At 41.0% G+C, this 23,000-nt stretch carries 23 protein-coding genes; 14 read left to right on the top strand and 9 right to left on the bottom strand.

What is annotated here, in order from left to right:
• Position 1: 1 nt before the first annotated feature.
• Positions 2-811 carry a bifunctional DNA-formamidopyrimidine glycosylase/DNA-(apurinic or apyrimidinic site) lyase gene (gene mutM, locus H3302_RS02505; RefSeq protein WP_182396113.1) on the bottom strand — a complete coding sequence of 270 codons (810 nt, stop codon included), beginning with the start codon at positions 809-811 and terminating at the stop codon, positions 2-4.
• The gene (locus H3302_RS02500) at positions 804-1,313 is read right to left on the bottom strand and encodes a hypothetical protein (protein WP_182396112.1); all 510 of its coding nucleotides are present in this window, start codon (positions 1,311-1,313) and stop codon (positions 804-806) included. The genes mutM and H3302_RS02500 overlap by 8 nt, the downstream gene beginning before the upstream one ends.
• A gap of 151 nt (positions 1,314-1,464) precedes the next feature.
• Here H3302_RS02500 and H3302_RS02495 point away from each other — a divergent pair, with 151 nt between their 5' ends.
• A complete protein-coding gene (locus tag H3302_RS02495; RefSeq protein ID WP_182396111.1) occupies positions 1,465-2,391 on the top strand; it encodes a manganese-dependent inorganic pyrophosphatase in 927 nt (308 codons plus the stop codon).
• Positions 2,392-2,466: 75 nt separating this feature from the next.
• Here H3302_RS02495 and rlmB read toward each other — a convergent pair whose 3' ends face one another.
• The gene (gene rlmB, locus H3302_RS02490; RefSeq protein WP_075594453.1) at positions 2,467-3,213 is read right to left on the bottom strand and encodes a 23S rRNA (guanosine(2251)-2'-O)-methyltransferase RlmB; all 747 of its coding nucleotides are present in this window, start codon (positions 3,211-3,213) and stop codon (positions 2,467-2,469) included.
• A gap of 14 nt (positions 3,214-3,227) precedes the next feature.
• Positions 3,228-5,693 carry a ribonuclease R gene (gene rnr, locus H3302_RS02485; RefSeq protein ID WP_182396110.1) on the bottom strand — a complete coding sequence of 822 codons (2,466 nt, stop codon included), beginning with the start codon at positions 5,691-5,693 and terminating at the stop codon, positions 3,228-3,230.
• Between the two features lie 181 nt (positions 5,694-5,874).
• On the opposite strand from rnr, the gene H3302_RS02480 reads away from it, so the two are divergent.
• The 6 genes from H3302_RS02480 to queG all read left to right on the top strand — a co-directional run bounded on the left by H3302_RS02480 (position 5,875) and on the right by queG (position 11,187).
• Complete coding sequence (locus H3302_RS02480; RefSeq protein ID WP_231387308.1) at positions 5,875-6,723, top strand: DUF350 domain-containing protein; 849 nt, start codon at positions 5,875-5,877, stop codon at positions 6,721-6,723.
• 16 nt (positions 6,724-6,739) lie between these two features.
• Positions 6,740-7,000: a hypothetical protein gene (locus tag H3302_RS02475; protein ID WP_182396109.1), complete on the top strand. Its 261-nt coding sequence runs from the start codon at positions 6,740-6,742 to the stop codon at positions 6,998-7,000.
• A 109-nt stretch (positions 7,001-7,109) separates the two neighbouring features.
• Positions 7,110-7,976, top strand: a complete 867-nt coding sequence (locus tag H3302_RS02470; protein ID WP_182396108.1) for a DMT family transporter — start codon at positions 7,110-7,112, stop codon at positions 7,974-7,976.
• Entirely contained in the window at positions 7,973-8,671 is a 699-nt protein-coding gene (locus H3302_RS02465) for a glycerophosphodiester phosphodiesterase family protein (protein ID WP_065978148.1), read from the top strand. The genes H3302_RS02470 and H3302_RS02465 overlap by 4 nt, the downstream gene beginning before the upstream one ends.
• A gap of 87 nt (positions 8,672-8,758) precedes the next feature.
• Positions 8,759-9,976, top strand: coding sequence for a methyl-accepting chemotaxis protein (locus H3302_RS02460; protein WP_074988893.1), 1,218 nt, complete (start codon positions 8,759-8,761; stop codon positions 9,974-9,976).
• Between the two features lie 59 nt (positions 9,977-10,035).
• Positions 10,036-11,187: a tRNA epoxyqueuosine(34) reductase QueG gene (gene queG / locus H3302_RS02455; RefSeq protein ID WP_259369876.1), complete on the top strand. Its 1,152-nt coding sequence runs from the start codon at positions 10,036-10,038 to the stop codon at positions 11,185-11,187.
• A gap of 35 nt (positions 11,188-11,222) precedes the next feature.
• Here queG and H3302_RS02450 read toward each other — a convergent pair whose 3' ends face one another.
• From H3302_RS02450 to H3302_RS02440, 3 genes are all read right to left on the bottom strand, one after another.
• Positions 11,223-12,350 carry a PleD family two-component system response regulator gene (locus tag H3302_RS02450; RefSeq protein ID WP_036971147.1) on the bottom strand — a complete coding sequence of 376 codons (1,128 nt, stop codon included), beginning with the start codon at positions 12,348-12,350 and terminating at the stop codon, positions 11,223-11,225.
• Positions 12,351-12,369: 19 nt separating this feature from the next.
• Positions 12,370-14,319, bottom strand: coding sequence for an ATP-binding protein (locus H3302_RS02445; protein WP_182396387.1), 1,950 nt, complete (start codon positions 14,317-14,319; stop codon positions 12,370-12,372).
• Between the two features lie 111 nt (positions 14,320-14,430).
• Complete coding sequence (locus H3302_RS02440) at positions 14,431-14,943, bottom strand: GNAT family N-acetyltransferase (protein ID WP_075594459.1); 513 nt, start codon at positions 14,941-14,943, stop codon at positions 14,431-14,433.
• A gap of 75 nt (positions 14,944-15,018) precedes the next feature.
• Between H3302_RS02440 and H3302_RS02435 the strand changes: the two genes are divergently transcribed.
• The 6 genes from H3302_RS02435 (at position 15,019) to H3302_RS02410 (ending at position 20,424) form a co-directional block, all read left to right on the top strand.
• Complete coding sequence (locus tag H3302_RS02435; RefSeq protein WP_182396107.1) at positions 15,019-15,594, top strand: glutathione peroxidase; 576 nt, start codon at positions 15,019-15,021, stop codon at positions 15,592-15,594.
• Between the two features lie 75 nt (positions 15,595-15,669).
• Positions 15,670-15,951 carry a peptidylprolyl isomerase gene (locus H3302_RS02430; protein WP_182396106.1) on the top strand — a complete coding sequence of 94 codons (282 nt, stop codon included), beginning with the start codon at positions 15,670-15,672 and terminating at the stop codon, positions 15,949-15,951.
• A 60-nt stretch (positions 15,952-16,011) separates the two neighbouring features.
• Positions 16,012-16,590: a glutathione S-transferase family protein gene (locus H3302_RS02425; protein ID WP_182396105.1), complete on the top strand. Its 579-nt coding sequence runs from the start codon at positions 16,012-16,014 to the stop codon at positions 16,588-16,590.
• Positions 16,591-16,607: 17 nt separating this feature from the next.
• On the top strand, positions 16,608-16,958 hold the full coding sequence (locus H3302_RS02420) for a DUF2750 domain-containing protein (RefSeq protein WP_036971160.1): 351 nt from the start codon (positions 16,608-16,610) through the stop codon (positions 16,956-16,958).
• A 105-nt stretch (positions 16,959-17,063) separates the two neighbouring features.
• Positions 17,064-17,741, top strand: coding sequence for a hypothetical protein (locus H3302_RS02415; RefSeq protein WP_182396104.1), 678 nt, complete (start codon positions 17,064-17,066; stop codon positions 17,739-17,741).
• 112 nt (positions 17,742-17,853) lie between these two features.
• Positions 17,854-20,424, top strand: coding sequence for a M1 family metallopeptidase (locus H3302_RS02410; protein ID WP_182396103.1), 2,571 nt, complete (start codon positions 17,854-17,856; stop codon positions 20,422-20,424).
• Positions 20,425-20,588: 164 nt separating this feature from the next.
• Here the strand turns inward: H3302_RS02410 and H3302_RS02405 are convergent, their stop codons facing one another.
• Both H3302_RS02405 and H3302_RS02400 read right to left on the bottom strand, forming a co-directional pair.
• The gene (locus tag H3302_RS02405; RefSeq protein WP_065978156.1) at positions 20,589-20,954 is read right to left on the bottom strand and encodes a hypothetical protein; all 366 of its coding nucleotides are present in this window, start codon (positions 20,952-20,954) and stop codon (positions 20,589-20,591) included.
• A 64-nt stretch (positions 20,955-21,018) separates the two neighbouring features.
• The gene (locus H3302_RS02400) at positions 21,019-21,849 is read right to left on the bottom strand and encodes a hypothetical protein (RefSeq protein ID WP_182396102.1); all 831 of its coding nucleotides are present in this window, start codon (positions 21,847-21,849) and stop codon (positions 21,019-21,021) included.
• Positions 21,850-22,056: 207 nt separating this feature from the next.
• Here H3302_RS02400 and H3302_RS02395 point away from each other — a divergent pair, with 207 nt between their 5' ends.
• The gene (locus H3302_RS02395; RefSeq protein WP_036971173.1) at positions 22,057-22,956 is read left to right on the top strand and encodes a phosphoribulokinase; all 900 of its coding nucleotides are present in this window, start codon (positions 22,057-22,059) and stop codon (positions 22,954-22,956) included.
• The last annotated feature ends 44 nt before the right edge of the window (positions 22,957-23,000 follow it).

Genomic DNA, 23,000 nt, shown 5'->3' with positions numbered 1-23,000 from the left:
CTTATTTTTGGCAATTTGCACAAAACACGGTACTTCTTTGGCCTAATCTAATTTCTTTTAACGGCTCTTTACAGGTAACGCACGGCTCACCTTTGCGGCCATACACCAATAATTGCTGAGCAAAATAACCCGGTTTACCATCACTTTGCGCAAAATCTTTTAACGTCGTGCCGCCTTGAGTAATCGCCGCAGCTAGTGTGTCTTTAATTATAGGCACTAATTGTTGATAACGTTTTAAGGATACCTTTCCCGCTTCACGTTTGGGGTGGATCCCCGCTTTAAATAGCGACTCATTGGCGTAGATATTCCCCACACCAACAACCACGACATTATCCATAATAAATTGCTTAACCGGTACTTTCTTGTTTCTTGATTGCTCGTAAACACGCTCAGCAAAAAAATCATCAGTAAGAGGTTCTGGGCCTAGCTTGGTCAGTAAAGTATGGCACTCGCCAGGTGCTTGCCATAAACATGCCCCAAAGCGGCGCGCATCATTTAGCCTAAGCGCTTTTCCAGACTCTAAAACAAACTCGATATGGTCATGTTTTTTAAGTGGTTCATCGGCATTCACAACGCGTAAATTGCCTGACATTCCCAAATGTAATATGACACTTCCACGCTCACAACCCAGTAATAAATACTTTGCTCTGCGTTCAATCGAGTTAACTTTAAGACCTTGTAACTGATATACATCATCAGGCACTGGCCAGCGCATGCTGGCATTATGAATATTCACTTTAGCCACTACGTGGTCAAGCACATGCGGAGTAATCCCCAACCGACTTACTTCAACTTCTGGTAATTCAGGCATCTGTCATTCTCTTAAACGGATATAACGGAAATAACTGAGTGGCATCGGCGTGTTCAAGCGCAAATACACGCTGTAACCGCTTATCGAGTAGGTAGTAATTTCCTTCAATGGTATAAAGTTGATACACCGCAGGTAATTGCTCACCCGCTAACCACACTGAAGCAACATAGTTCGCTGATGTCTTCGAAAGCTTACTTACAGGTATACTTGCAAGATTGAGCAGTTGATGCTGCCACAGCTCAACTAATTGCTCTAACGCTTGTTCATCCCCGTGCCATGTTGTTTCTTGTAAGGTTTGACTACGCCAAGAAGTGCCAATTCGCTCAATTTTAAGTTCGGGAAATGCCATCGCCAAAATAAAACTTTGTTCAGGTAGCAGCGCGTGCATGCCGTCCTCTGCAGGTTGAGTATTGAGCTTTTTATGTAAACCATTGAAGAAAAAAATCATCAATAGCATTGAAATAATGACCACATTATTCCACGCTTTTCTGCTCAATCGCATGTGTATCTTCCTCTACTTTCAATACGTTAAAGTGTAACTAAAATTCTGGTTAATTGGCAGTTGTAATTGATCAACAAAATTTCATGTCTGTTATGTATCAATCTGTAGAGACTTTGCTAAAATATCTGCCAAATTTAAAGGAGTTCCGTCAATGTCAATGTATGTAGTGGGCCATAAGATCCCTGATTCAGATTCAATTTGCGGTGCAATTGCGCTTGCTTACTTAAAAAACCAAATCAATGAACCGGCCATTCCAACGCGTTTAGGTGAAATATCACCTGAAACACAATTTATCTTAGATAAATTTGGCTTCGAAGCACCTGAGCTTAAACTTAGCTACGCAGGTGAAGACGTTTATATCGTTGACCATACAGAAAAAACACAAGCACCTGATGACATCGACGAAGCACGCGTTGTAGGTGTAGTCGATCACCACAAATTAGGCGACTTAACATCATCAACACCTCTTGAGTGTTGGATTCGCCCGGTGGGTTGCTCAAATACCATTATTAAAATGATGTATGATTTTTACAATGTAGAAATCCCGAAAGACATCGCGGGCATCATGTTATGTGCTATTTTAAGCGACACCGTTATCTTTAAATCACCAACATGCACCACTGCTGATATTAAGTGTGTTGAAGCACTTGCTGACATTGCCGGTATCGAAGATTTCAAAGAACTTGGCATGGAAATGTTCAAAGTAAAATCTGCAGTAGAAGGCACGCCAGCTCGCGACCTAGTTATGCGTGATTTTAAAGACTTCAACATGAACGGCAAGCTAGTAGGTATTGGTCAACTAGAAGTCATTGACCTTGCTGTTTTTGATGAGATCAAAGCAGACCTTGAAGCTGACATCGTGAAGCTAAAAGAAGAAGGCGGCCGTCACTCAGTATTACTACTATTAACAGATATCATGAAAGAAGGCTCACAAATGCTGATAAGCTCTGATGACGTTGCTGTTATTGAAGCGGCATATGATGTTAAATCTGAGAATAGCAAAGTATGGTTAGATGGTGTATTAAGCCGTAAAAAGCAAGTTGTACCGCCACTACAAGACGCATTCGCAAAAATCTAATTGTCATTCGCGGTGCCGAATATAGATATGCAAAAGCCGATATTATATCGGCTTTTTTATTGTCGAACGCAAAGATTAAAGCTGCGTCGCATTACGCTGACGTAATACCTCAAATAAGCAAATACCGGTCGCAACCGATACATTTAAACTTGATACCGTGCCTGCCATGGGTATTTTAACGAGTAGGTCGCAGTGCTCGCGAGTTAGACGACGCATACCGTCACCTTCGGCTCCCATCACTATGGCCATTGGACCTGTTAAGTTAGCATCAAATAATTCGGTGTCAGTTTCACCTGCTGTGCCAACAACCCACACACCTGCGTCTTTAATTTCACGTAATGTGCGTGCAAGGTTTGTCACTTGTACTAAAGGCACTGTTTCCGCGGCACCACAGGCTACCTTACGTGCTGTGCCATTAAGCTTTGCAGACTTATCTTTAGGCACAATAATCGCGTGTACGCCTGCTGCATCCGCACTGCGTAAACACGCACCTAAATTATGCGGATCGGTTATGCCATCTAACACTAACAAGAAAGGCGTGTCTTCGCGGGCAATGATTTCGTCGAGATCTTTTTCATTGTACATTCGCGCTGCTTTCACGTTAGCAATGATCCCTTGGTGCTGTTCACCATTGGCTTTGTTATCAAGTGCTTTACGCTGCATAAATTGCACTGAAATACCGAACTTACGAGCTTCATCAATAATCGGGTTTAAACGCTTATCTTCACGCCCTTTTAGCGCATAAATTTCTAAAAAGCGCTCAGGCTCTTTTGCTAAAATAGCTTCAACAGAGTGAAAACCAAAAATTAATTCATTACTCACGTATTATTTGCTCCTCAGCTAGTACGTTTTCGGGCGTTCTTGCCCGGTCTTTTTGCCTTTTTGGTGGCTTTTTTCTTGCTCTTCTTCTTACCTGCTTTTACAACATCCGCTTGTTTGCTGTTAGGTTTTTTACGCCCTTTTGCATGAGAAGACTTGCCACGCTTTGCATTATCTTTCTCTGAAGATTTAGGGTCTGAGCGACTATCATCCCCTTTTTTGCCAGGGATTTTCCCTGCTTTTAACTGCGCACGAATACTCGGTTTTGCAGGTGCACTTTGCGCACGGCGTCGCGCATAGCGGTCTTGCGGCACATCACCAGCAAACACTAAATTAATTCGACGCTCATCTAAGCTGACAGACGATACCTGAACCGTCACTTTATCGCCTAAGCGATGAACCGTATGAGTTTGCTCACCAATAAGACAGTGTTTTGCATTGTCATAATGGAAGTATTCATTGCCAAGATTCGTTACGTGGATCATGCCATCTATTTGTAAGTCGTCTATGCGAACAAATAAACCAAAGTTAGTGACCGATGAAATAACCCCGCCAAATTCATCGCCAACATGGTCTTGCATAAACTCACATTTAAGCCAATCGGCGACTTCACGGGTCGCATCATCTGCGCGACGTTCAGTGGTTGAACATTGCTCGCCTAAAATATCAACTTCATCATTACTGTAAGCATACTCGCCCGACGTTTGTTGGCCTTGTGCTTTTAAAACAGCTTTAATCGCACGGTGCACAACTAAATCAGGGTAACGGCGAATTGGCGATGTAAAATGCGCGTAAGCAGGCAACGCCAAACCAAAGTGCCCAATGTTGTCTGGTTGATACACAGCCTGTTTCATTGAACGTAATAACATGGTTTGAATTAACTCGGCTTCTGGACGGTCACCTAGTTTTGCAAGTACATGTGTTATTTCTTTTGGTGTCGGCTCATCTGACAATGTTGACTCAATGCCCAGTTCAGATAAAAAGTTTCTGAAAAAACCAAGCTTTTCAGCATCAGGTTCATCATGCACACGATAAAGTGCACTGGCCTCATGTTTTTCTAATAAACGAGCTGCCGATACATTCGCCAAAATCATGCATTCTTCAATGAGCTTATGCGCATCATTACGCACCACAGGGACGATTGATTCAATTTTTCGGTGAGCATCAAACACAAAACGCGTTTCTAGCGTTTCAAACTCAATTGCACCACGCTCTTGGCGAGCTGCTTTCAGTGCCATGTACATTTGATGTAAATCAGTTAAATGCGGCACCATTGGCGCGTATTCTTCGCACAGCCTTTCATCACCTTGCAAAATTGCATGCACTTTAGTGTAAGTAAAACGGGCATGTGAATTCATCACCGCTTCGTAAAACTTATAATTCTCTAAGGTGCCCTGCTCAGATACGGTCATCTCGGCAACCATACATAAGCGATCAACATTGGGGTTTAATGAACACAAACCATTTGACAACACCTTCGGCAACATGGGAATCACTTGCTCAGGAAAGTACACTGAATTACCGCGTTCTATCGCTTCTTTATTCAGTGGCGTGTTCATACCAACATAATGTGATACATCAGCAATCGCGACCCATAAACGCCAACCACCTGATGGTTTTCGCTCACAGTAAACGGCGTCATCAAAGTCTCGTGCATCTTCACCATCAATTGTTACTAATGGTAAATCACGTAAATCGACTCGGCCTTGCTTTGCTTGCTCATCAACAAATTCACCTAAATGGGCAACTTGCTTTTCAACGGCTTCAGGCCATACGTGCGGAATATCATGGTTTCGAAGTGCTACTTCAATTTCCATACCGGGGGCTAAATGCTCACCCAATACTTCCGTTACTTTACCCACTGCATTCATGTGACGACTTGGGTTTTGCGTGATCTGAACTTGCACCATTTGATTATGGCGCGCGCCATTCTCACTGCCAGGCAGTATCATAATATCTTGCGTGATTCGCGGGTCTTCGGCAACAACCACCGCAATGCCATGCTCAACAAAATAACGACCAACAATCGGGGCGCGCTCATTCGTTAACACTTTAATGATACGCGCGTCGCATTTACCACTGCCGCCTTTGCGATTGCCTTTAGCAAGCACAATGTCGCCATGCAGCACCATGTTCATCTGGTGTTTTGCGATAAACCAATCTTTATTTTCGCCTTCAACTTCTAAAAAGCCGAACCCATCACGATGGCCAACTACTTTGCCTTTCACAAGGCCTGATTCATCAATCAACGCGTAGCATTTAAATTTATTGAAATACAACTGACCGTCACGCTCCATAGCGCGCAAACGACGTTTAAACGCAATTTGGCGTTCAGTGTCATCCACGTGTAATTCGTCACAAAGTTGTGTGAAGTTTGCTGGTTTAGCGCGAGATTCTAAGTGAGTAAGTATAAACTCACGGCTAGGGACTGGGTTTTCGTACTTTTCTTGTTCTCGACTGAGATTGGGATCCTGTTTTGTCATTCACTATCTTGTTAGTTGGTTATGTTGTTATTTTAACCCATAACCACGCAATGAGACAGGCAAATGCTATGAAACTTTTAAGAAATTAACTAAATATGCCAAAAATAACACGTTGATATTCTTCGCAGTAAAGAGTCTGTGGTAATATTTTCTGAAAATAACAACAACCTAACAAATATATATGGATATTAATTTAACCCACTACCTTGCAGCAATGGCGTACAACAGCGCATACATCGCTCTTTTTATCGCGATAATCGCACTCGCAAAGCTGTCGTATAACTTAGCAACCTCCTACAACACCACAAATCAATTAACAGATAATGCCAATACAGCATTAGGTTTATCAATTGGTGGCTATTTGGTCGCTATTACGATTATTTATGGGTTTGTACTAGCAGGACCAAGCAAGGGCCTACTGACCGACTTAATTAATGTATCGCTGTATAGTGTACTCGGCATGGTGTTATTAACATGCTCACGCTTTCTAAATGATAAGTTACTGCTGCGTTTATTCTGCAACCAAGAACAGTTAATTAATCGACAAAATGAAGCCGTTGGCTTAGTACAAGCTGCTAATTACATGGCTGCTGCCTTAATCATTGGTGGCGCTTTAACGGGTGAAGGGACGTGGTTATCAGCCATTGTATTTTACGCACTCGGACAGCTTTTGCTGATCATGTTTGCTAAAGGCTATGATCACCTCACTGCTTTTGACCTGCATGAACAGCTTGAAAAAGGCAATAAAGCTGTAGCGATGAGCTTCTCAGGCACCATGTTAGCGTTAGCAATCATTCTGTGCCATGCCCTGCTTGGTGGCTTTCATACTTGGCAACAAAGTCTTAGTTTATTTTTTATTGATGCGTTGTTTGGCTTCTTAATCTTGCCGATCGTACGTTACTTGGTTGATAAAATTATCTTCAGTAAAATCTCTCTTGACCAAGCTATGCATGACAATAATACCGCTGTTGCCGTTATCGAAAGCAGCATCGCAATAAGTGTTGCAGTGATTATCACGATCGCTATTTAAGCTTATTGGAGTAAGGATGAGCATCTATAAGCTTTTTACTATCGCGTCGATTGCTTTTTTAAGCTGTTTTTTGATACGCGCAGACCTTCAAGAGCCTCTGCAAAATGGCCAATATGGCAACTTCAAAGAATATGATGGCCAAGATAAGCCCTATTTATTTAATGTTCCTGAAGATGGCCAAATGATGCACAGCTATTTAATTTTACGCCAGATATCAGTGCAAATAACGAAAAAGTCTCGACCCTCGATGAGCCCAATGTGCTGCACTATTATTTAAAAGGCTGGAAACACTGGAACTAAACCAATGGATTAGCCTATAGGATGGTTTACAAAGCAAAGGATTACCGTTAAAAAGAGAGTTAAGCATAATAATAACAAGGGTCGCAATGCAGGCGCACAAACAAAGTCTTATGTACTTACACATTGCAGTGTTGCTATTTGGTGGAACTGCGTTGTTTGCCAAGCTCATTAACTTAAGTGCATTAGACATTACCGTATACAGAACAGGTATTGCCGGTTGTGCCTTATTGATCTTACTTTCTATCCAAAAAAAGGCGATTAAACTCCACTCTCGCCGTGATTATCTTATTGCTCTATTACTCGGAGTGACTGTCGGTATTCATTGGTTAACCTATTTTGCAGGAATGCAATTAGCCGGTATTGCTGTTGGCATGATTGCCTTTTTTACTTACCCCGTGATCACTGTATTTTTAGAGCCTCTTTTTCATGGTCGTAAACCGCAACTGAAAGATATTATTAGCGCTGTAGTGGTGATGTTCGGTATTTACTTACTCATCCCAGATGCAAGCCTTGGGAATGATGTTACGCTTGGCATTGCGATCGGTATTTTATCAGCCTTCTTTTTTGCTTTTAGAAATATTATTCATAAGCGTTACTTTAGCCAATACGGTGGCCCACAGACCATGCTTTATCAAACGTGGATTGCCTGTATTATGCTGTGCGCCTTCCTTGAAGTACCGCCATTACAAGTTGATACAATTAATTGGCTGCTATTGATCACCGCTGGGATTATTTTTACAGCAGCGCCGCATTCACTTTTTGCTGCAAGTTTACAACACTTATCAGCCTCAACGGCTGGATTAATTTCTTGCTTGCAACCGCTATACGGCACGTTTTTGGCTTTTTTAATTTTGCATGAGCAACCAACAATAAGCACAATTATGGGGGGCGTTTTGGTTATAAGCGCCGCTTTTTATGAAACATGGTCAGTGACTCGGAAACACACGCAATGATAAAAGTATTCGCTCACAGAGGTGCCAGTGGTACCTACCCAGAAAATACCAAAAGTGCCATATTAGCCGCTGTAGATTTGGCTGTTGACGGTATTGAAATCGACGTACAAAGCTGCCTTGATGATTATATGATTATTCATGACACATGGCTTGACCGGACCACATCAGGTCGCGGTAAAGTGAATGCCTGCAGCAAAGCCCAAATTCAACAGTTCGATGCAGGTAATGGCGAAATAGTGCCAACGCTACAGCAAGCGATTGATTGGGTTAATGATAAAACACTGCTCAATTTAGAACTCAAACATACCTTTTCACTTGATAAGTTTGTAGAGCTTATTGAATCAAACATTAGCACTGGAAAGCTATCAAGAGATAATCTTTTAGTCTCATCCTTTGATCATCATCAACTCATGTGGCTCAAGCAAAAGTTACCCTGGGTGAAGATTGGCGCGTTAACCGCATCAATTCCTATCAATTACAGTGAGTTTGCGCAAAAGCTGCATGCCTACAGCATTCATATTGATAAAAACTTTATAAACCATGAGTTTGTTGCCGATGCCAAACAACGCGGACTTAAAGTCTATGCGTATACGGTCGATAAGGTAGAAGATATCGAGTTAATGCTTGATTATGGCGTGGATGGAATTTTTACTAATTTCCCATGCCATACACAAATGACACTGCAGTCGCTGTGACTCAAAAAGAATAAGCTATACTGTGTCGAATAACGTGGAATTAAATAAGACTAAGAAACGCCCGACATGAATCAACATAACACCTCAATGAGTAGCTATATGCGCATTTATAATTTTATCGAACAAACTTTCTTTTACACCTTAACGCGTAAAATTGTCGGTAACTTGGGGTTTGTGTTTGCCTTTCAGGTCATTACTTTAATTTGGCTTTACAGTAGCTTATCTGAACAGCAAGCAAGCACAGGGCTATTCTGGCTCATGACACTCGTTATTGTTGGCAGTTTTATTTTCACACTTTTTTATATGCGTTTTTTAATTGTGCGGCCCGTACAGGCTATGCGCGATACTTTAGCGCAAATTAATCGTCATGATGCTGACTTATCGGCAAAACTCCCACACTTTACCTTTGATGAATTTCGCGATTTAAGCGAGCAATACAATACTTTTACATCTCACCTAAGCCAGCTACTGGCCACCACATACCAAAGTGCGCAAGCCAGTGCCGATAGTAGTTCAAAAATGACAGAATCGATGCAGCAAACAGCGAAGCTTAGCCATCAACAAATTACGTTTAGCCATACAATTACCGATGCAAGTAATCAAATTACGACAAGTTTAGAGCATATCTCTGCAAACACCGACAGTGTTCATACGGTTAACAGTGAGCACCTAAGTTTTGTACAACATTCAGCTGCGGAACTATCGACTCTGGTAAAAAAAGTGGCCATGATCAGCCAAATTCTCGGCAACTTTTCTGCGACCGTGTCGGGGTTAAAAGAAAACAGTGAAAATATTCGTGCTATTTTAAAAATGGTTGAAGAGTTTTCTGATCAAACAAATTTGTTAGCCTTAAATGCCGCCATTGAAGCTGCACGTGCTGGTGAAGCTGGCCGAGGGTTTGCGGTTGTTGCTGATGAAGTTAGAACTCTTTCTGTAAAAGTGAACGATGCAACCCGTCAAATTAGCGACTTTATTAATCAAATGAATAGCTTGGTAAACGAAACAAATAAAGAGTCTGAGTTATTAATTAGCCATTCAAGTGAAGCTGAAACAGCCATTAGCAATACCTCAGCAGGGTTTAGCAACATGCTGAGTGAGTTTGAGCAAAATCAACAGCAGCTACAACAGATTGTTAGTGCTGTTCATTTACTAGAACAAACACAAACTCAAACACACCAAAGTGTCGAGCAAATTGTGGCGTTAGGTGAGCAAGCGAAACAGCAAATAGATGAATCCCTTGCTGATTGTGAGCAATCACATTTACTTAGCCAACAAACCCAACAACAGCTAAAGCGGTTTGTTTAATGGGCGCTGAAACGCTTTTAATTCTAAGCTTTCTATAACTATGATAAAGTAGCCATTCCTTGGCTACTTTTTTATTCACCGTGACAACACCTATCGATTACCAGCAACTCGCGCAGCAAATTAAGCAATGGGGTAAAGACCTTGGTTTTGCAGAAGTCGGGATCACCGATATTGATCTCTCTCAGCACGAAGCCCAGCTTCAACGTTGGTTAGATTTGGGTTACCACGGCGACATGGAATACATGGCTGCGCATGGGATGAAACGTGCCCGTCCAGCAGAATTAGTACCGGGTACTCAGCGTGTTATCTCGGTTAAAATGAACTACCTTCCACCCGATGCAAGCTTTGCTAAAAACCTCAAGCAAACCGAAAAAGCGTACATAAGTCGCTATGCGCTAGGTCGCGACTACCATAAGCTCATTCGTAATCGCCTCAAAAAATTAGGCCAAAAAATAGAACAACAAGTAGGTCAGCTAGGATTTCGCCCATTTGTGGACTCTGCGCCAGTCCTTGAGCGGCAATTAGCAGAAAAAGCAGGGTTAGGCTGGCGTGGAAAACACAGCCTTCTGATAAATAAAGAAGCGGGGTCGTGGTTTTTCTTAGGCGAGTTATTTGTTGATATTCCACTGCCTATCGATAACGAAAATACCTTTGAAGGCTGTGGAAAGTGTGTGGCGTGTATGACTCTGTGCCCGACAGGTGCGATTGTTGAGCCGTATGTAGTCGATGCCCGTAAATGTATCTCTTATCTCACGATTGAGCTGCAAGGCCCTATTCCTGAAGAGTACCGTTCATTACTTGGTAACCGTGTGTATGGCTGCGATGACTGTCAACTCGTGTGTCCGTGGAATCGTTATGGACAAATAACCGATGAAGCCGACTTCCATCCTCGAACGCAATTAAAAGATCAAGACTTACTCACACTCTTTGCATGGGATGAAGCCACATTCCTAAAAAACACTGAAGGCAGCCCGATTCGTCGTATTGGCCATGAGCGCTGGCAAAGAAATCTAGCGGTTGGACTTGGTAATGCTGACTATAGCGACACAATTATTATCGCGCTTAAAAAGGCGCTTCAAAGTGCAACCCCACTGGTCGCAGAGCACATAGAGTGGGCGCTTTCACAACAACAGAACAAGCGTCAGCTTAAATTACGTAAAACCGCACGTTTGATTCGTATTGTTGAAAAAGGCTTACCGCGAGATGCTTAAAGCGCGGCCAGCACCGCGCGTACTCAATGAGTGTGTCATTGCTTTAATAAGACCGATAAATCGTTTTCAATCTCTTTAAATGCGGCCTTTACTCCCTGCACTGACTCTTCACGCGCTACTGAGTTTTGAATGGTTTCATCGACTTTCTGATAAATAAAGATCTCTTGGTCTTCGTCTAATCCCATTGTGGGTATTCGTTGTTCCAAATCCTCTTGTAACTGTTTAAACACCGCTTCGTTATTAATACGATTGTCATTCAAAAGCTCTATGAGCCCCTTAAACTTACTGTGTACTTTAGACACTGCGTCATTCAGTTGCTGTTGCTGTTTTACCAGTTCTTTTTTTGTAATTATCGCTTTAAGCTGCTGCTCGGTCACACTCACTAAAAAGCAAATGTGGTCACGAATACGGCCATGTTTATCGGGATCTTGTTCTGGCATATTCAAAATGAGTAAGCTAATCATTTCATAATTTACTAAAATTCGACTCGAAAACTCATGTAAACGGCCTTTGTTTTTAAGCATTTCAAATAGCTCAACAACAATGGGCGAACAAACACCTGACACTGAAAAGTGCTCTAGACCCGATGCTAAGCGAAATTCAACATTACTTTGTAAGTCAAATGCGCTTAAACAATGAAGTAATGCTTTGCCCAACTCTTTTTCATCATCAATTAAACCGATATGCTCGATATAATTAACAATTTGGCCCATTTCACTACTGTTAGCCATTGCATTAAAGGCTGTTGATGTGGCGTCTTCCACTTGTTGTTCAAGCATTTCTTTTTCGATCAGTACTTGGTTTAAGTGTTGTAGCTTGAGCTTTAATTCATCATGCCCAAAAGGTTTTACAATATAATCTTCAGCCCCTACAGAATACCCTTCCATACGCTCTTCAACCGTGCCTCTGGCCGACACAAACATAACGATTATTTTTTCTGTATTCGGGTTTTCTTTTAACTTTCGGCATACTTCATAACCACTCATTTGTGGCATGCTAACATCCAGCAAGATAACTTGTGGATCAAACGCTTCAACAACATCTAAACATTCTGGACCGCTGTTGACCATTTTCAGCTCAAAATCGAGTTCTTCGAGGATCTCTTCAATTATTTCTAAGTTAAATGGTTCATCATCGACGGCTAAAATTCGCTTCAAGGCCATGTCTAGTTCTTCCGTTTTGTTAATTAAGCTTCATAGTTTGCTCTTCAGTCGCTAAATGCTGAGGCAAATCTATATTCAAAGGTAGTCGCACTAAAATTGTAGCGCCCCCATATTCGTTGTTATGTGCGGAGATAGTGCCTTGGTGTAAGCTCACAAACTCCCGACAAATAGCTAACCCAAGGCCTGTGCCTCCTGCGCCACTATTGGTTTTGCTACTTTGTTCAAACTTGGCAAATACTTTTTCAAGTTCACACTCTGGAATACCAATACCACGGTCAACAACCGCTACTTCAGCGATGTTATTTTGCACTGATAACTGAATATCTATCTCGCTGAACGGTTCACTGAATTTCAGCGCGTTTCCTAATAAATTGCGCATAATTTGATTGATCTGTTCTTCATCACAATCCAGAACGATATCTTGCCCAGTTTCCAGTAGACGAATCATTATATTTCGCTCAAGTGCTGTGCCAGACACATCATCAATACTGGTTTTTATAATGTTGATCAGATTGTGTTTTTGAGGGTTAAATGGAAACTTGCCAACATCCAATTTAGATAAGTCGAGTAGGTTATTAAGCAGCGATAGCAACCGCTCTCCACTTTGCTCTATCCGCGATAAATACTTGTTTAACTTATCTTTATTTAGATCGTCATTCGCAACTTTTTCAAGCCCAAAGCGTGCAAAACTTAAAATAGAATGCATGGGAGTTCTTAACTCATGAGACATATTAGCTAAAAACTCTGATTTACTCAGATTTGCGGCCTCGGCAACGTTTTTAGCATGCTCAAGTTGTGCTGTACGCGCTTTAACTTCTTCTTCGAGCATGTCTTTTGCTTCAAGCAGCAAGTCTTCTTTTTCTTTCAGGTGGGTAACATTTTTAAAGATAACCGCCAACGCAATTTCACCATGGTGATCTATTTCGTTAAACGAGCCTACGAGAGGAACCTCATTGCCGTTTTCTTTAAGCAGTCTTAAGTCACAGCTAAATTGTCGATTTTTATTCAGGGTGCTTATTTTATCTTTAATAAGGTTTATTGAAGGTGTATCAAAAAAGTCAAACACCGAGCAGTTTTCAAACTCTTTAAGCGGTTTTTCAAATAACAGTTCACAGGCATCATTGGTTTCAATAATTTTACCCGTGCGATCAAACAATATAATCGCATCAGGAGTGTGTTTAAAAATAACCCTTAACAGGCTGTCTTTTTCTATGAGGGCATCAACGGTATTTTGTAAACGCTCAACTAACTCTGCGTTGTGGCGTTTGAGTAGCTCCGTTTGCCATAATTTATGAACCGACTGTAATAGGCTATTATCATCAACGGGCTTAACCAGCACATCCTCCACCCCCTGACGAATCGCTTCAATCATCGAAACCTGTTCAGGCTTTGAGGTATACAGTAAACAACGGCTGTTAGGCTGCGTCCCTTTCAGCTTGTTAAACAACTCAAGTCCAGTGCCATCTTCAAAGGTAAAGTCGCTTATTAATAAATCAATGCTGTGTTGATTTATTATTTCAATAGCTGAAAGCTTACTCCCAGCTTTAAAGGTTTTAATGTGCGCGCCTTTTAAGTTTTGAGTAATTTTTTCTAATCGTTCTGGGAGATGGTCAACAACCAATACCGTGGGCAGCTTTAAGATGTTGTCACTACCCAGCTCTAACACCCCTTCTAATAAAGTGCTAATTTCTTTGTTTGCAAAAAATGGGTAAATAACCACTGAATTAGGCAGCAAGCGATTAATTTCACTGAAGTGCTCGAGTAAATCACTACGCTGTGCTTTGGGTGCAAGCAATAAAAAATTTTCTTGCGAAAACACCCCACTCAGTTTCTTTATAGTTTCTGTCGGCACACCATGAGAAGCCGCAACTAAATCAAATTCTTGAGTTAAAACAGTGTCATCTATCATCGAAAAGTGCAATAACTCGACTTTACAGCCAATGAGTTCCAATAACACTTTTACGCGCATTGCTAAAACACTATTACTATCGACAATTAATATTCTTCGCACAGTACACTAGGCTCAAATTAATGATAATTACCTAATTAGAGTAGTCGAAAAAAAACAAAGTCACTAAATTTACACTGCTTTTTTTATTACTTTAAGATCTAAGTGCTTACCTAAAATAACGAGGCTATATGCTTTATCATCCATAATTGCAACTTCAGGCAGTTCTCCCCAAACCTGATAATCAAAACGATTAAACAGTTTAATGCTCGGCAGGTTATGACTAAAAATAAACGCTAGCAAAACTTTTATATTAAGCGTTTTGGCATGCTCCTCTGCAAACGAAAGCAACATTTTGCCTAACCCCTGTCCCTGAGCGTTTGAGGTAATATATATACTAATTTCGACTGTGCCATCATACGCTGGACGCCCATAAAAAGATTTATAGCTGAGCCATGCAAGTACTTTCGAGTTTTGCTCATACACAAAAATCGGCCTTTGTTCTGTATGGGCTGCGAACCATGCTTGTCGCTCAGCCACCGTTACCTCTTCGGTATCTGCGGTTACCATACGCCCAGGAATTGTTTCGTTATAAATAGCGACAATCTGTGTTAAGTCGTGTTCTGTTGCTGTTCGAATAGTCATAAATAACTGAAATTAAATGATCACTTTCTCGCATATTAGCGTATATTCATCACAAATAACTAGCAGGAAATCATTATGAATAAATATGCTTTGTTACTCTCTGCAAGCCTTATGTCTACTCATCTTGCAGCAGAATCTCCCCCGTCAATTCCAGACCCAGTCGCAGAAACTCAATGTGATGACTTTACCAATGTAACGCTGCGTAAATTACGCTCAAAAGAAAGTGTTAATCTTTGCGAATTTAAAGGTAAGCCATTGCTCATAGTGAATACCGCAAGTAACTGTGGATTTACGCCACAGTTTGAGGGTTTAGAAGCAATTCATAAAGAATACAAAGACCGTGGTCTCGTTGTTCTTGGTTTCCCTTCTGATGACTTTTTCCAAGAAGAAGATGACGAAAAAGACACCGCAAAAGTATGCTACATTAATTACGGTGTTACCTTTACCATGTTCGCTACCAGCGCGGTGCGTGGTAGTGACGCAAACCCAATTTTTAAGCACCTAAACGAAGCAACAAGTTCACCTAATTGGAACTTTTACAAATATATTGTTTCGGCAGACCGTAAAACGGTTGAGCGTTTTAACAGTAAAACCAAACCAGAATCAAAAGCTATGCGTGACGCGATTGAAGCGCAGTTAGCTGCAAAATAAATTTAACCTTTCGTTCAGCAAATATTGAACTAAACTCATTATTTAATTTAGAAAAACACACAATGGGGAGTTATTATGGCAGTAGCCAGCGCAAGACATATACTCGTAGACAGTGAAGCACAATGTCTAGACCTTAAACAACAAATTGATCAAGGCGCAGACTTTGCAGAACTCGCGCGTACTCACTCAAATTGTCCTTCAGGCCAAGATGGCGGTGCGTTAGGTGAATTTGGTCCGGGCATGATGGTTCCAGAATTCGATAAAGTTGTTTTTTCAGCGCCAATAAATCAAGTGCAAGGGCCTGTGCAAACTCAATTTGGTTATCATCTACTTGAAGTAACTAGCCGAACAGACTAACTTCATAATGAATCGTTAAAAGCCGCTTTCGCGGCTTTTTTTTTGATAGGAAACTAATCTATGAAACTGCTTGGTTCAACAACTTCACCGTATGTCCGCCGGATACGAATGTGGGCACTGAACAATGATATTGCGCTTGAGTTTATTAATTTAGATATTTTTTCACAGCAAGATAGACACACTATGATTGCACACAATCCCGCTCGAAAAATTCCGGTATTAATTGATAATGGTTTTAGTGTATGCGATTCAAACTCAATTATTCGCTACTTATTAGAAAAGTCAGATCAGCCTTTATTGAGCTGGCAGCAAGAAAACCATTTAACCATTATTAACGCCTGCAATGATTCGCTCGTTGAAATGCTACTGTGCCAGCGCTCAGGATTTGATACAAAAGACGATAAATTGTTCTTTAATTTACAAAATGAACGAATTGCTGAAACATTGCGCTATTTAAATAGTCATTTATCTGAGCCTGCATTTAAAAGCTGTGAATACCTCAACATCAGTTTATACTGCTTGCTAGATTGGATTTGCTTTCGTGAATTAACTGATTGGAGTCAACTCGAGAATTTAGCGGACTTTTATCAACAATTCTCAGCAAAAGCAGCTGTAAAACACACAGATCCACGAAATTAATGATAAGGGTTAAGCAAATGAGCGATATCGAAATAGAATCAGAATTAGTTAACTTTGTTGAAAAAGTACGTTTAAACGAGTCTATGTGGGCACTTGGTGCCGAAGATGGTGGTTTTGTTGTGTGTGAATCAAACCAATTTAGCGACACTGATGTGTTGTTGCTATGGGGCACAGAAGACGCTGCAAAAGCACAATGTAAAGACGAGTGGAATGACTATACACCGGTAGAAATTGGTTTAGACGAATTTTTAGATGAGTGGGTTGAAGACTTAAACGAGGATGATGCGCTCGTTGGTCTAAATTGGAACGACGACCAAGTATGCGTCGAAATAGAGCCTGTAGGTCTTGCTAAGGCCCTTTGCGACTAACTATATTGACAGCAAATGGTACTGTGGTTACAGAGTGCCATTTGCTGGAAACTTTACATTTCTCAGGTATACTCTTCAAGACATCTTTATTATCAAGGTATTAGGTTGAAGTCCCATCTCGGTCGTAGGCCCTTTTCGGCCATGGAGTTACATACCCTGTATACTGGTTACATCTTTAGTGATCAGCTTTTGCCCCGTGAACAAGCAAAACACTGGCATTTTTGGCTTCCTCTTTTTGCTTATTATACTGGCGCTTACAGTGATGAAATTGGCCATCTCACCCTTGATGATATTGTCACATTGTCAAATGTGCGTTGCTTTCACTTTCATACCCACGGCAAGATAAAGTCACGCTTTGTGCCGATTCATGATGCCTTATTCGCAGCAGGGCTTGACCCATACCTTGACTTTTTAAAAGCACAAGGGCATACCCGCTTAATGTTTGATTTACCTTCTAAGTCAGGACGTTACAGTGAAAAAGTCCGTATTTGGTTTTCTGGTGAAGGTGAACGAGCTGGTTATCTACAAAAATGTGCCATTCCCAATGTTGATCAACAAGGGATGAAAACGGCTATCAGCAGTTTAAGACTCAACTTTGAACAACAAGTGCGTATTCATGCAATACAAGCTAACAGTAAAGATGCGTTTAACTATTTAATGGGCTTTAAAGAGTTTTCAGGCTCTTTATTTAACGATATGTCGTTGCTTAACGGCATTCTACAAAATGTGAGACAAATTAATCCACAGTTGCACTGGCAACGCTTCATTGAACGCCATCATTAAATTGACAAACTTTGTTACTAACTAATTATTACTGTTCAATTTAAAACCTGATAGCATGGAAAACAGCACTCAAAGTCGGTGCCTTTCTAACAACAAAAAATCAGGGATACTTATGTTCTTAAAAAGCCTATTAACTGTGAGTGTTGCACTTGCGGTTAGCTCAGTCCATGCCAATGAATATGTAATAGAAAAACTAGCAAAACCTAGCTCACAACAGGTAGAGCTGACACTTGATCCTGCGAAAGACACTTTTTCTGGCCACACTGAAATTGCCATCGAAGTACTCAAAGCAACGAACTATATTGAATTAAACGGTATTGATTACGCGGTCAGTATGGCAAAAATTCTAGGTGACGAAAATTGTGACCTAAGTGCAGACATGCTGAAAACAGGCAAAGTAAAATTTTCGTGTGATGAAAAAATCCAACCTGGAAAGTATACGCTAACGGTTGATTTTACTGCGCCTTATAACCGCCAAAGTGTGGGCTTATATAAAACGCTTGATCAAGGTACTCCCTATTTATTTACTCAATTTGAAATGAGTGATGCACGCCGTGCCTTCCCTGTTTTTGACGAACCGAGTTATAAAATTCCATTTCAGTTAACGATTACTGCACCGACAACACAAAAAGTGTATGCCAACACGCCGGTATTAAAAACCACGGTCAATGGCGATATGACAACACACTATTTTGATAAAACGCCTCCTATTCCCTCTTATCTTGTAGCAATGGCGGTCGGTCCTTTTGAAGAGCTAGAAATTAAAGGCATGCCAATTCCTGGCAGAGTATTAACGCCACAAGGTAAGATTCATCTTGCGGATTACGCCAAAGAAAATATGCCTCGCGTTCTCAAAGCACTGGAAGATTACTTTGGTATCCCTTACGTTTATAAAAAATTAGACTCTGTTGCAGTGCCTGAGTTTCCATTCGGTGCAATGGAAAATGCTGGTCTTGTAACTTATCGTGAAGACATTCTATTAGTTGACTTAGCGACCGCGACTCGTAGCAAAAAAGAACGTAATGTATCAATCATTGCACACGAACTTGCACACCAATGGTACGGTAACCTTGTTACCATGAAGTGGTGGAATGATTTATGGCTAAATGAAGCATTTGCAAGCTGGATGGCGGCAAAAATTACGGCACAAATTAACCCTGAATTTGAATCACACTTAAATTTACCGCAAAACTATGTGATGGCATTAGATGCACGCTTAAGCACGAAACCCATTCGTAAACCGATTAAAACTGAAGCTGATATCATGGATGGCCTTGGCCTTGCTTACAGTAAAGGGAGCGCGGTACTGTCTATGGTTGAAAACTGGATAGGCGAAGATGCTTTTCAGCAAGGTATTCAAGCCTACTTGAAAAAATTCTCGTATAAAAATGCTGAAGCAGCTGACCTGTGGCAAGCATTAGGTGAAGCTTCAAATAAAGATGTGGCGAGTGTATTAAAGTCATTTATTGAGCAATCTTCTTTTCCACTTATCAAAGTAACCCAAGACGGTAAGAAAATTACTATCAGCCAGAGCCGTTTTGTGAATGCAGGTGTTGAAGCCCCTGCTCAACTGTGGAACGTGCCTGTTGCTATAAAATATGGTGCAGGTGATAAAGTAAAAACAGCTAACTTGCTGCTAAACAAAAAAATACAACAGCTAACACTTGATTTTGAACCTGAGTGGATTTACCCAGATCAAGGAGCTATGGGCTATTACCGTTGGTTACTAGACGATGCGCAGTTTAATGCCCTGCTAGATAACGCAGCTGACAAATTAACAGTCCGTGAGCGTTTGGCACTCCTTTCTGCCGCTGACTCTTTACTTGATGCCGGTGTTATTTCAGCGGCCCGCTTAATGCAAACCCTAGAAACATTTGTGAGCGATGCACACCCACTTGTAGCGAATACAGCATTGGGTTACTTAGCTTCGCAAAAACGTGTTTTTGAAGATGATAGCAACCGCGACTTATGGCCTAAGTTTATCCGTAAGAGCATTGCTCCTGCCGCGAAGCAATATGGCTTAACAGCCAAAGCTGATGAAGATGCTGCAGTATCTCAGCTACGAGCACAAGTGATCAGCCGACTAGGTTTTGATGGTGAAGATCGCAAAGTCATTGATACGGCTAAAGCACAAGCCGCACTTTACTTAAACAATCCTGAAAATGTTGACCCATATTTAGCATCAACCTACTTAAACCTTGCAGCTTATCATGGTGATGAAAAACTACTCGCGAAGTACAAAGAAACGTTCAAAACCACTAAAGATCCGCAAGTACGCACAAAAATGCTTGCTGCAATGGGTTATTTTGGTAAACCAGAGCTACAAAAAGCAGTCCTTGAGTACAGCCTAACTGATGAAGTAACGGCCTCAGATATGCGTACTTTATTAGGGGGTCTAAGTTATGGTAAAGAACGCCAAGCGTTGTTCATTGATTGGATTTATAACAACTACGATGCCATCACTAAAAACTTACCGCCATTTTTTGTACCGAACTTACCGTTTTTCACAACGGCAAGTTGTGATGCTCAAAGCTTAGCCACAACAAAAACCTTCTTCACTGATAAAATCTCTGAAGTACCAGGGTATGAGCGCTCACTCAGCAAGCTTGAAGAAAGCGTCAATGACTGCCTTTCGCTTAAAAAGCGCGAGCTGGCCTCGGTGAATAGTTTTCTTAAACGTTAACAGCACAATGTGAAAAAGGGTCACATTGTGACCCTTTTTTATTACCATAACTCTTAACGAGTCCGCACTTATAGCCGTGTCTGTCATTAACTTATAATGCAATTAACCAACTGCATTCATTAAAATAGCGACACTATTATTACGTTAAAATTATTGCGCTAAAATTATTGCGCTAAAATTTTATTAAATTGCTTAATAAACTGCTCTGCCGCTAACACTGAAGTAACTTTAAATGCGAGCCCATAATGAATAGGCTGGGCACTTTTGTAAATACGTGTAGGAAAACGTGTCATTTCACTGCTATGGAAATAATCTTTAATGCGAGAGATGCCGTCCAATGCTTCAAAGTCGTCACTAAACACCTCAAAAACAGGCCTAATGACTAATTTAGCCTGCCCGCTTTGTTCATGCACATAAAATGCTTCTTTGGAATTAGCGGGCATAAACTCATTAATATTTTTTATTTTAAAGTTACTACGACAGCCAAGTTTTATCAGTTGTTCAGTAAGTTGTTCTGCAGAGAAAGACAAATGCGCGCCTATTTTAAAACGAGAAGTAGTAGCCACATTACAGTAATCCCTTAAAAAGCGTTACTTATTTATCACAAACAAAGGCAAGTTTTTTATTATGGTAACTCAAACGTGTTATCTTGGTTTCACAATAAGACGTTAAATCTAACCATTGAGAAACCGGCTCTGGATTCATTAAATCTCGCTTATAAATGCGATTATTAATCGCATAAATAACTGTCTGCTCATCCAACAAGGTGAAATCTTGTAATTGTGCCGGTAGACGTAAAATATCTGTTACTTGCTCAAATTGGGGTGTAAAACGCGCCAGCCAATGTTGCTTATCTTTGTGGTAGCTAAATAAGTAGCTATTCGTTTGCGCATCAAAAAGTAAGGTTCGGCCAATAGCATTCGCAACGACCTTCGGTTTAGCAGCTGCAACCGTGGTATATTGTAAGGTATGTGGTTCGCCCAAAATAAACATTACAAGGTCGTTGTCGGCGCCCCATGCATGGTAACCTACAGGCTCAATCCACTCGAAGATACGCGCAGCAGATTGTTCACCCTGCAACGGATATTGCCAGAGCTTTTGCTTACCATCTTCTTCCACAACGATGGCTGATAACGCCTGCTTGTTAGGCATTAATGTGGGTGAATATTCGCTAACAGCAGAGTGCGTTAAATTTGTTGCTTGCTGAGTTGTAAAATTATAGAAATATAAATCTGTTTGCGATTGTCCATCATCGCCAAGCACCTCATGCGTGTAATAAAGCCCCTCATCAATTAAGAACGGTTGGTTATTGTAACTTTTATTATCCGTAATTCTTGTTACCTTCATACCATAAGGGGTCTCAAGATCAGCCAGTAACACTTCGCTTTTAGGCATAGCTGCGTCCGCTTGGCTGCTTAAAAACATTCCAAATGCGCCAAAAAGGAAAGAGGTAAGTAATCTTATTATGTTCTCTCGTTTTAATTTTTATTGGCTCATGATAGCGTTATTTAATCAGGCAGTCACTTGACCTTACTATGCTCGACCTTTATAACTAGGACGTGTTCGTTTTTTATCAGTTTTTCTGATTGGTAAAAGTAACACTGCACGGCTTAACAAATAACGAGAACAACTATGTCAGCTAAACACCCTATCATCGCAATTACCGGCTCATCTGGCGCTGGCACCACCACCACCACCAATGCCATTAAGCATATTTTTAGAAGTTTAAATATAGATGCGGCCTTTATTGAAGGCGATAGCTTTCATCGTTATACACGACCAGAAATGGATAAAAAAGTGCGAGAAGCACAGCAAGAAGGCAAACATATCAGTTATTTTGGTCGTGAAGCGAATGACTTTGGTGCGCTTGAGCAACTGTTTTATCAATACGGCGAAACAGGCCAAGGTAAAATCAGACGTTACTTACATACCTTTGATGAAGCCGTTCCTTATAATCAGCTACCGGGGACTTTTACACCGTGGCAAGACTTAGAATCGAATACAGATATACTCTTTTATGAAGGCTTACACGGCGGTGCAGTAGACCAAGATCACGATGTCGCAAAGCATGTTGATTTATTGATTGGTATGGTGCCAATTATCAATCTTGAGTGGATCCAAAAACTAATCCGCGACACCTCAGAGCGAGGTCACACGCGTGAAGCGGTAATGGGGTCTATTATTCGTAGTATGGATGACTATATAAACCAAATCACCCCTCAGTTTTCTCGTACTCACATCAATTTCCAGCGCGTACCGACTGTAGACACTTCAAACCCATTTAGTGCAAAAGATATTCCCTCGCTTGATGAAAGCTTTGTAGTTATTCGCTTTAGAGGTATTGAAGATGTGGACTTCCCCTATTACTTACGCATGATAGAAGGCAGCTTTATGTCACGTATCAATACGCTAGTGGTGCCTGGAGGAAAAATGGGCTTAGCCATGGAGCTGGTACTAACACCACTCATTAAAGATATTATTCTAAAAAAACGTGCCCTTGAAAATTTAGCCCCCGTTGACTTGCCGATTTAAATGACTCGGGTACACTGCTGACTCAGCCTGGAATGATGGAGTAG

The sequence above is a fragment of the Pseudoalteromonas sp. MT33b genome, assembly GCF_014117385.1.
Lineage (GTDB): Bacteria > Pseudomonadota > Gammaproteobacteria > Enterobacterales > Alteromonadaceae > Pseudoalteromonas > Pseudoalteromonas lipolytica.
Note: the sequence above shows the minus strand (reverse complement) of the source record. Positions and strands in the feature narration are given on the sequence as shown.

Coding starts and splice junctions, on each gene's coding strand:
- mutM (WP_182396113.1), bottom strand. CDS start 811: ATGCCTGAATTACCAGAAGTTGAAGTAAGTCGGTTGGGGATTACTCCG.
- H3302_RS02500 (WP_182396112.1), bottom strand. CDS start 1,313: ATGCGATTGAGCAGAAAAGCGTGGAATAATGTGGTCATTATTTCAATG.
- H3302_RS02495 (WP_182396111.1), top strand. CDS start 1,465: ATGTCAATGTATGTAGTGGGCCATAAGATCCCTGATTCAGATTCAATT.
- rnr (WP_182396110.1), bottom strand. CDS start 5,693: ATGACAAAACAGGATCCCAATCTCAGTCGAGAACAAGAAAAGTACGAA.
- H3302_RS02480 (WP_231387308.1), top strand. CDS start 5,875: ATGGATATTAATTTAACCCACTACCTTGCAGCAATGGCGTACAACAGC.
- H3302_RS02475 (WP_182396109.1), top strand. CDS start 6,740: ATGAGCATCTATAAGCTTTTTACTATCGCGTCGATTGCTTTTTTAAGC.
- H3302_RS02470 (WP_182396108.1), top strand. CDS start 7,110: ATGCAGGCGCACAAACAAAGTCTTATGTACTTACACATTGCAGTGTTG.
- H3302_RS02465 (WP_065978148.1), top strand. CDS start 7,973: ATGATAAAAGTATTCGCTCACAGAGGTGCCAGTGGTACCTACCCAGAA.
- H3302_RS02460 (WP_074988893.1), top strand. CDS start 8,759: ATGAGTAGCTATATGCGCATTTATAATTTTATCGAACAAACTTTCTTT.
- H3302_RS02450 (WP_036971147.1), bottom strand. CDS start 12,350: ATGGCCTTGAAGCGAATTTTAGCCGTCGATGATGAACCATTTAACTTA.
- H3302_RS02445 (WP_182396387.1), bottom strand. CDS start 14,319: ATGCGCGTAAAAGTGTTATTGGAACTCATTGGCTGTAAAGTCGAGTTA.
- H3302_RS02440 (WP_075594459.1), bottom strand. CDS start 14,943: ATGACTATTCGAACAGCAACAGAACACGACTTAACACAGATTGTCGCT.
- H3302_RS02435 (WP_182396107.1), top strand. CDS start 15,019: ATGAATAAATATGCTTTGTTACTCTCTGCAAGCCTTATGTCTACTCAT.
- H3302_RS02430 (WP_182396106.1), top strand. CDS start 15,670: ATGGCAGTAGCCAGCGCAAGACATATACTCGTAGACAGTGAAGCACAA.
- H3302_RS02425 (WP_182396105.1), top strand. CDS start 16,012: ATGAAACTGCTTGGTTCAACAACTTCACCGTATGTCCGCCGGATACGA.
- H3302_RS02420 (WP_036971160.1), top strand. CDS start 16,608: ATGAGCGATATCGAAATAGAATCAGAATTAGTTAACTTTGTTGAAAAA.
- H3302_RS02410 (WP_182396103.1), top strand. CDS start 17,854: ATGTTCTTAAAAAGCCTATTAACTGTGAGTGTTGCACTTGCGGTTAGC.
- H3302_RS02400 (WP_182396102.1), bottom strand. CDS start 21,849: ATGTTTTTAAGCAGCCAAGCGGACGCAGCTATGCCTAAAAGCGAAGTG.
- H3302_RS02395 (WP_036971173.1), top strand. CDS start 22,057: ATGTCAGCTAAACACCCTATCATCGCAATTACCGGCTCATCTGGCGCT.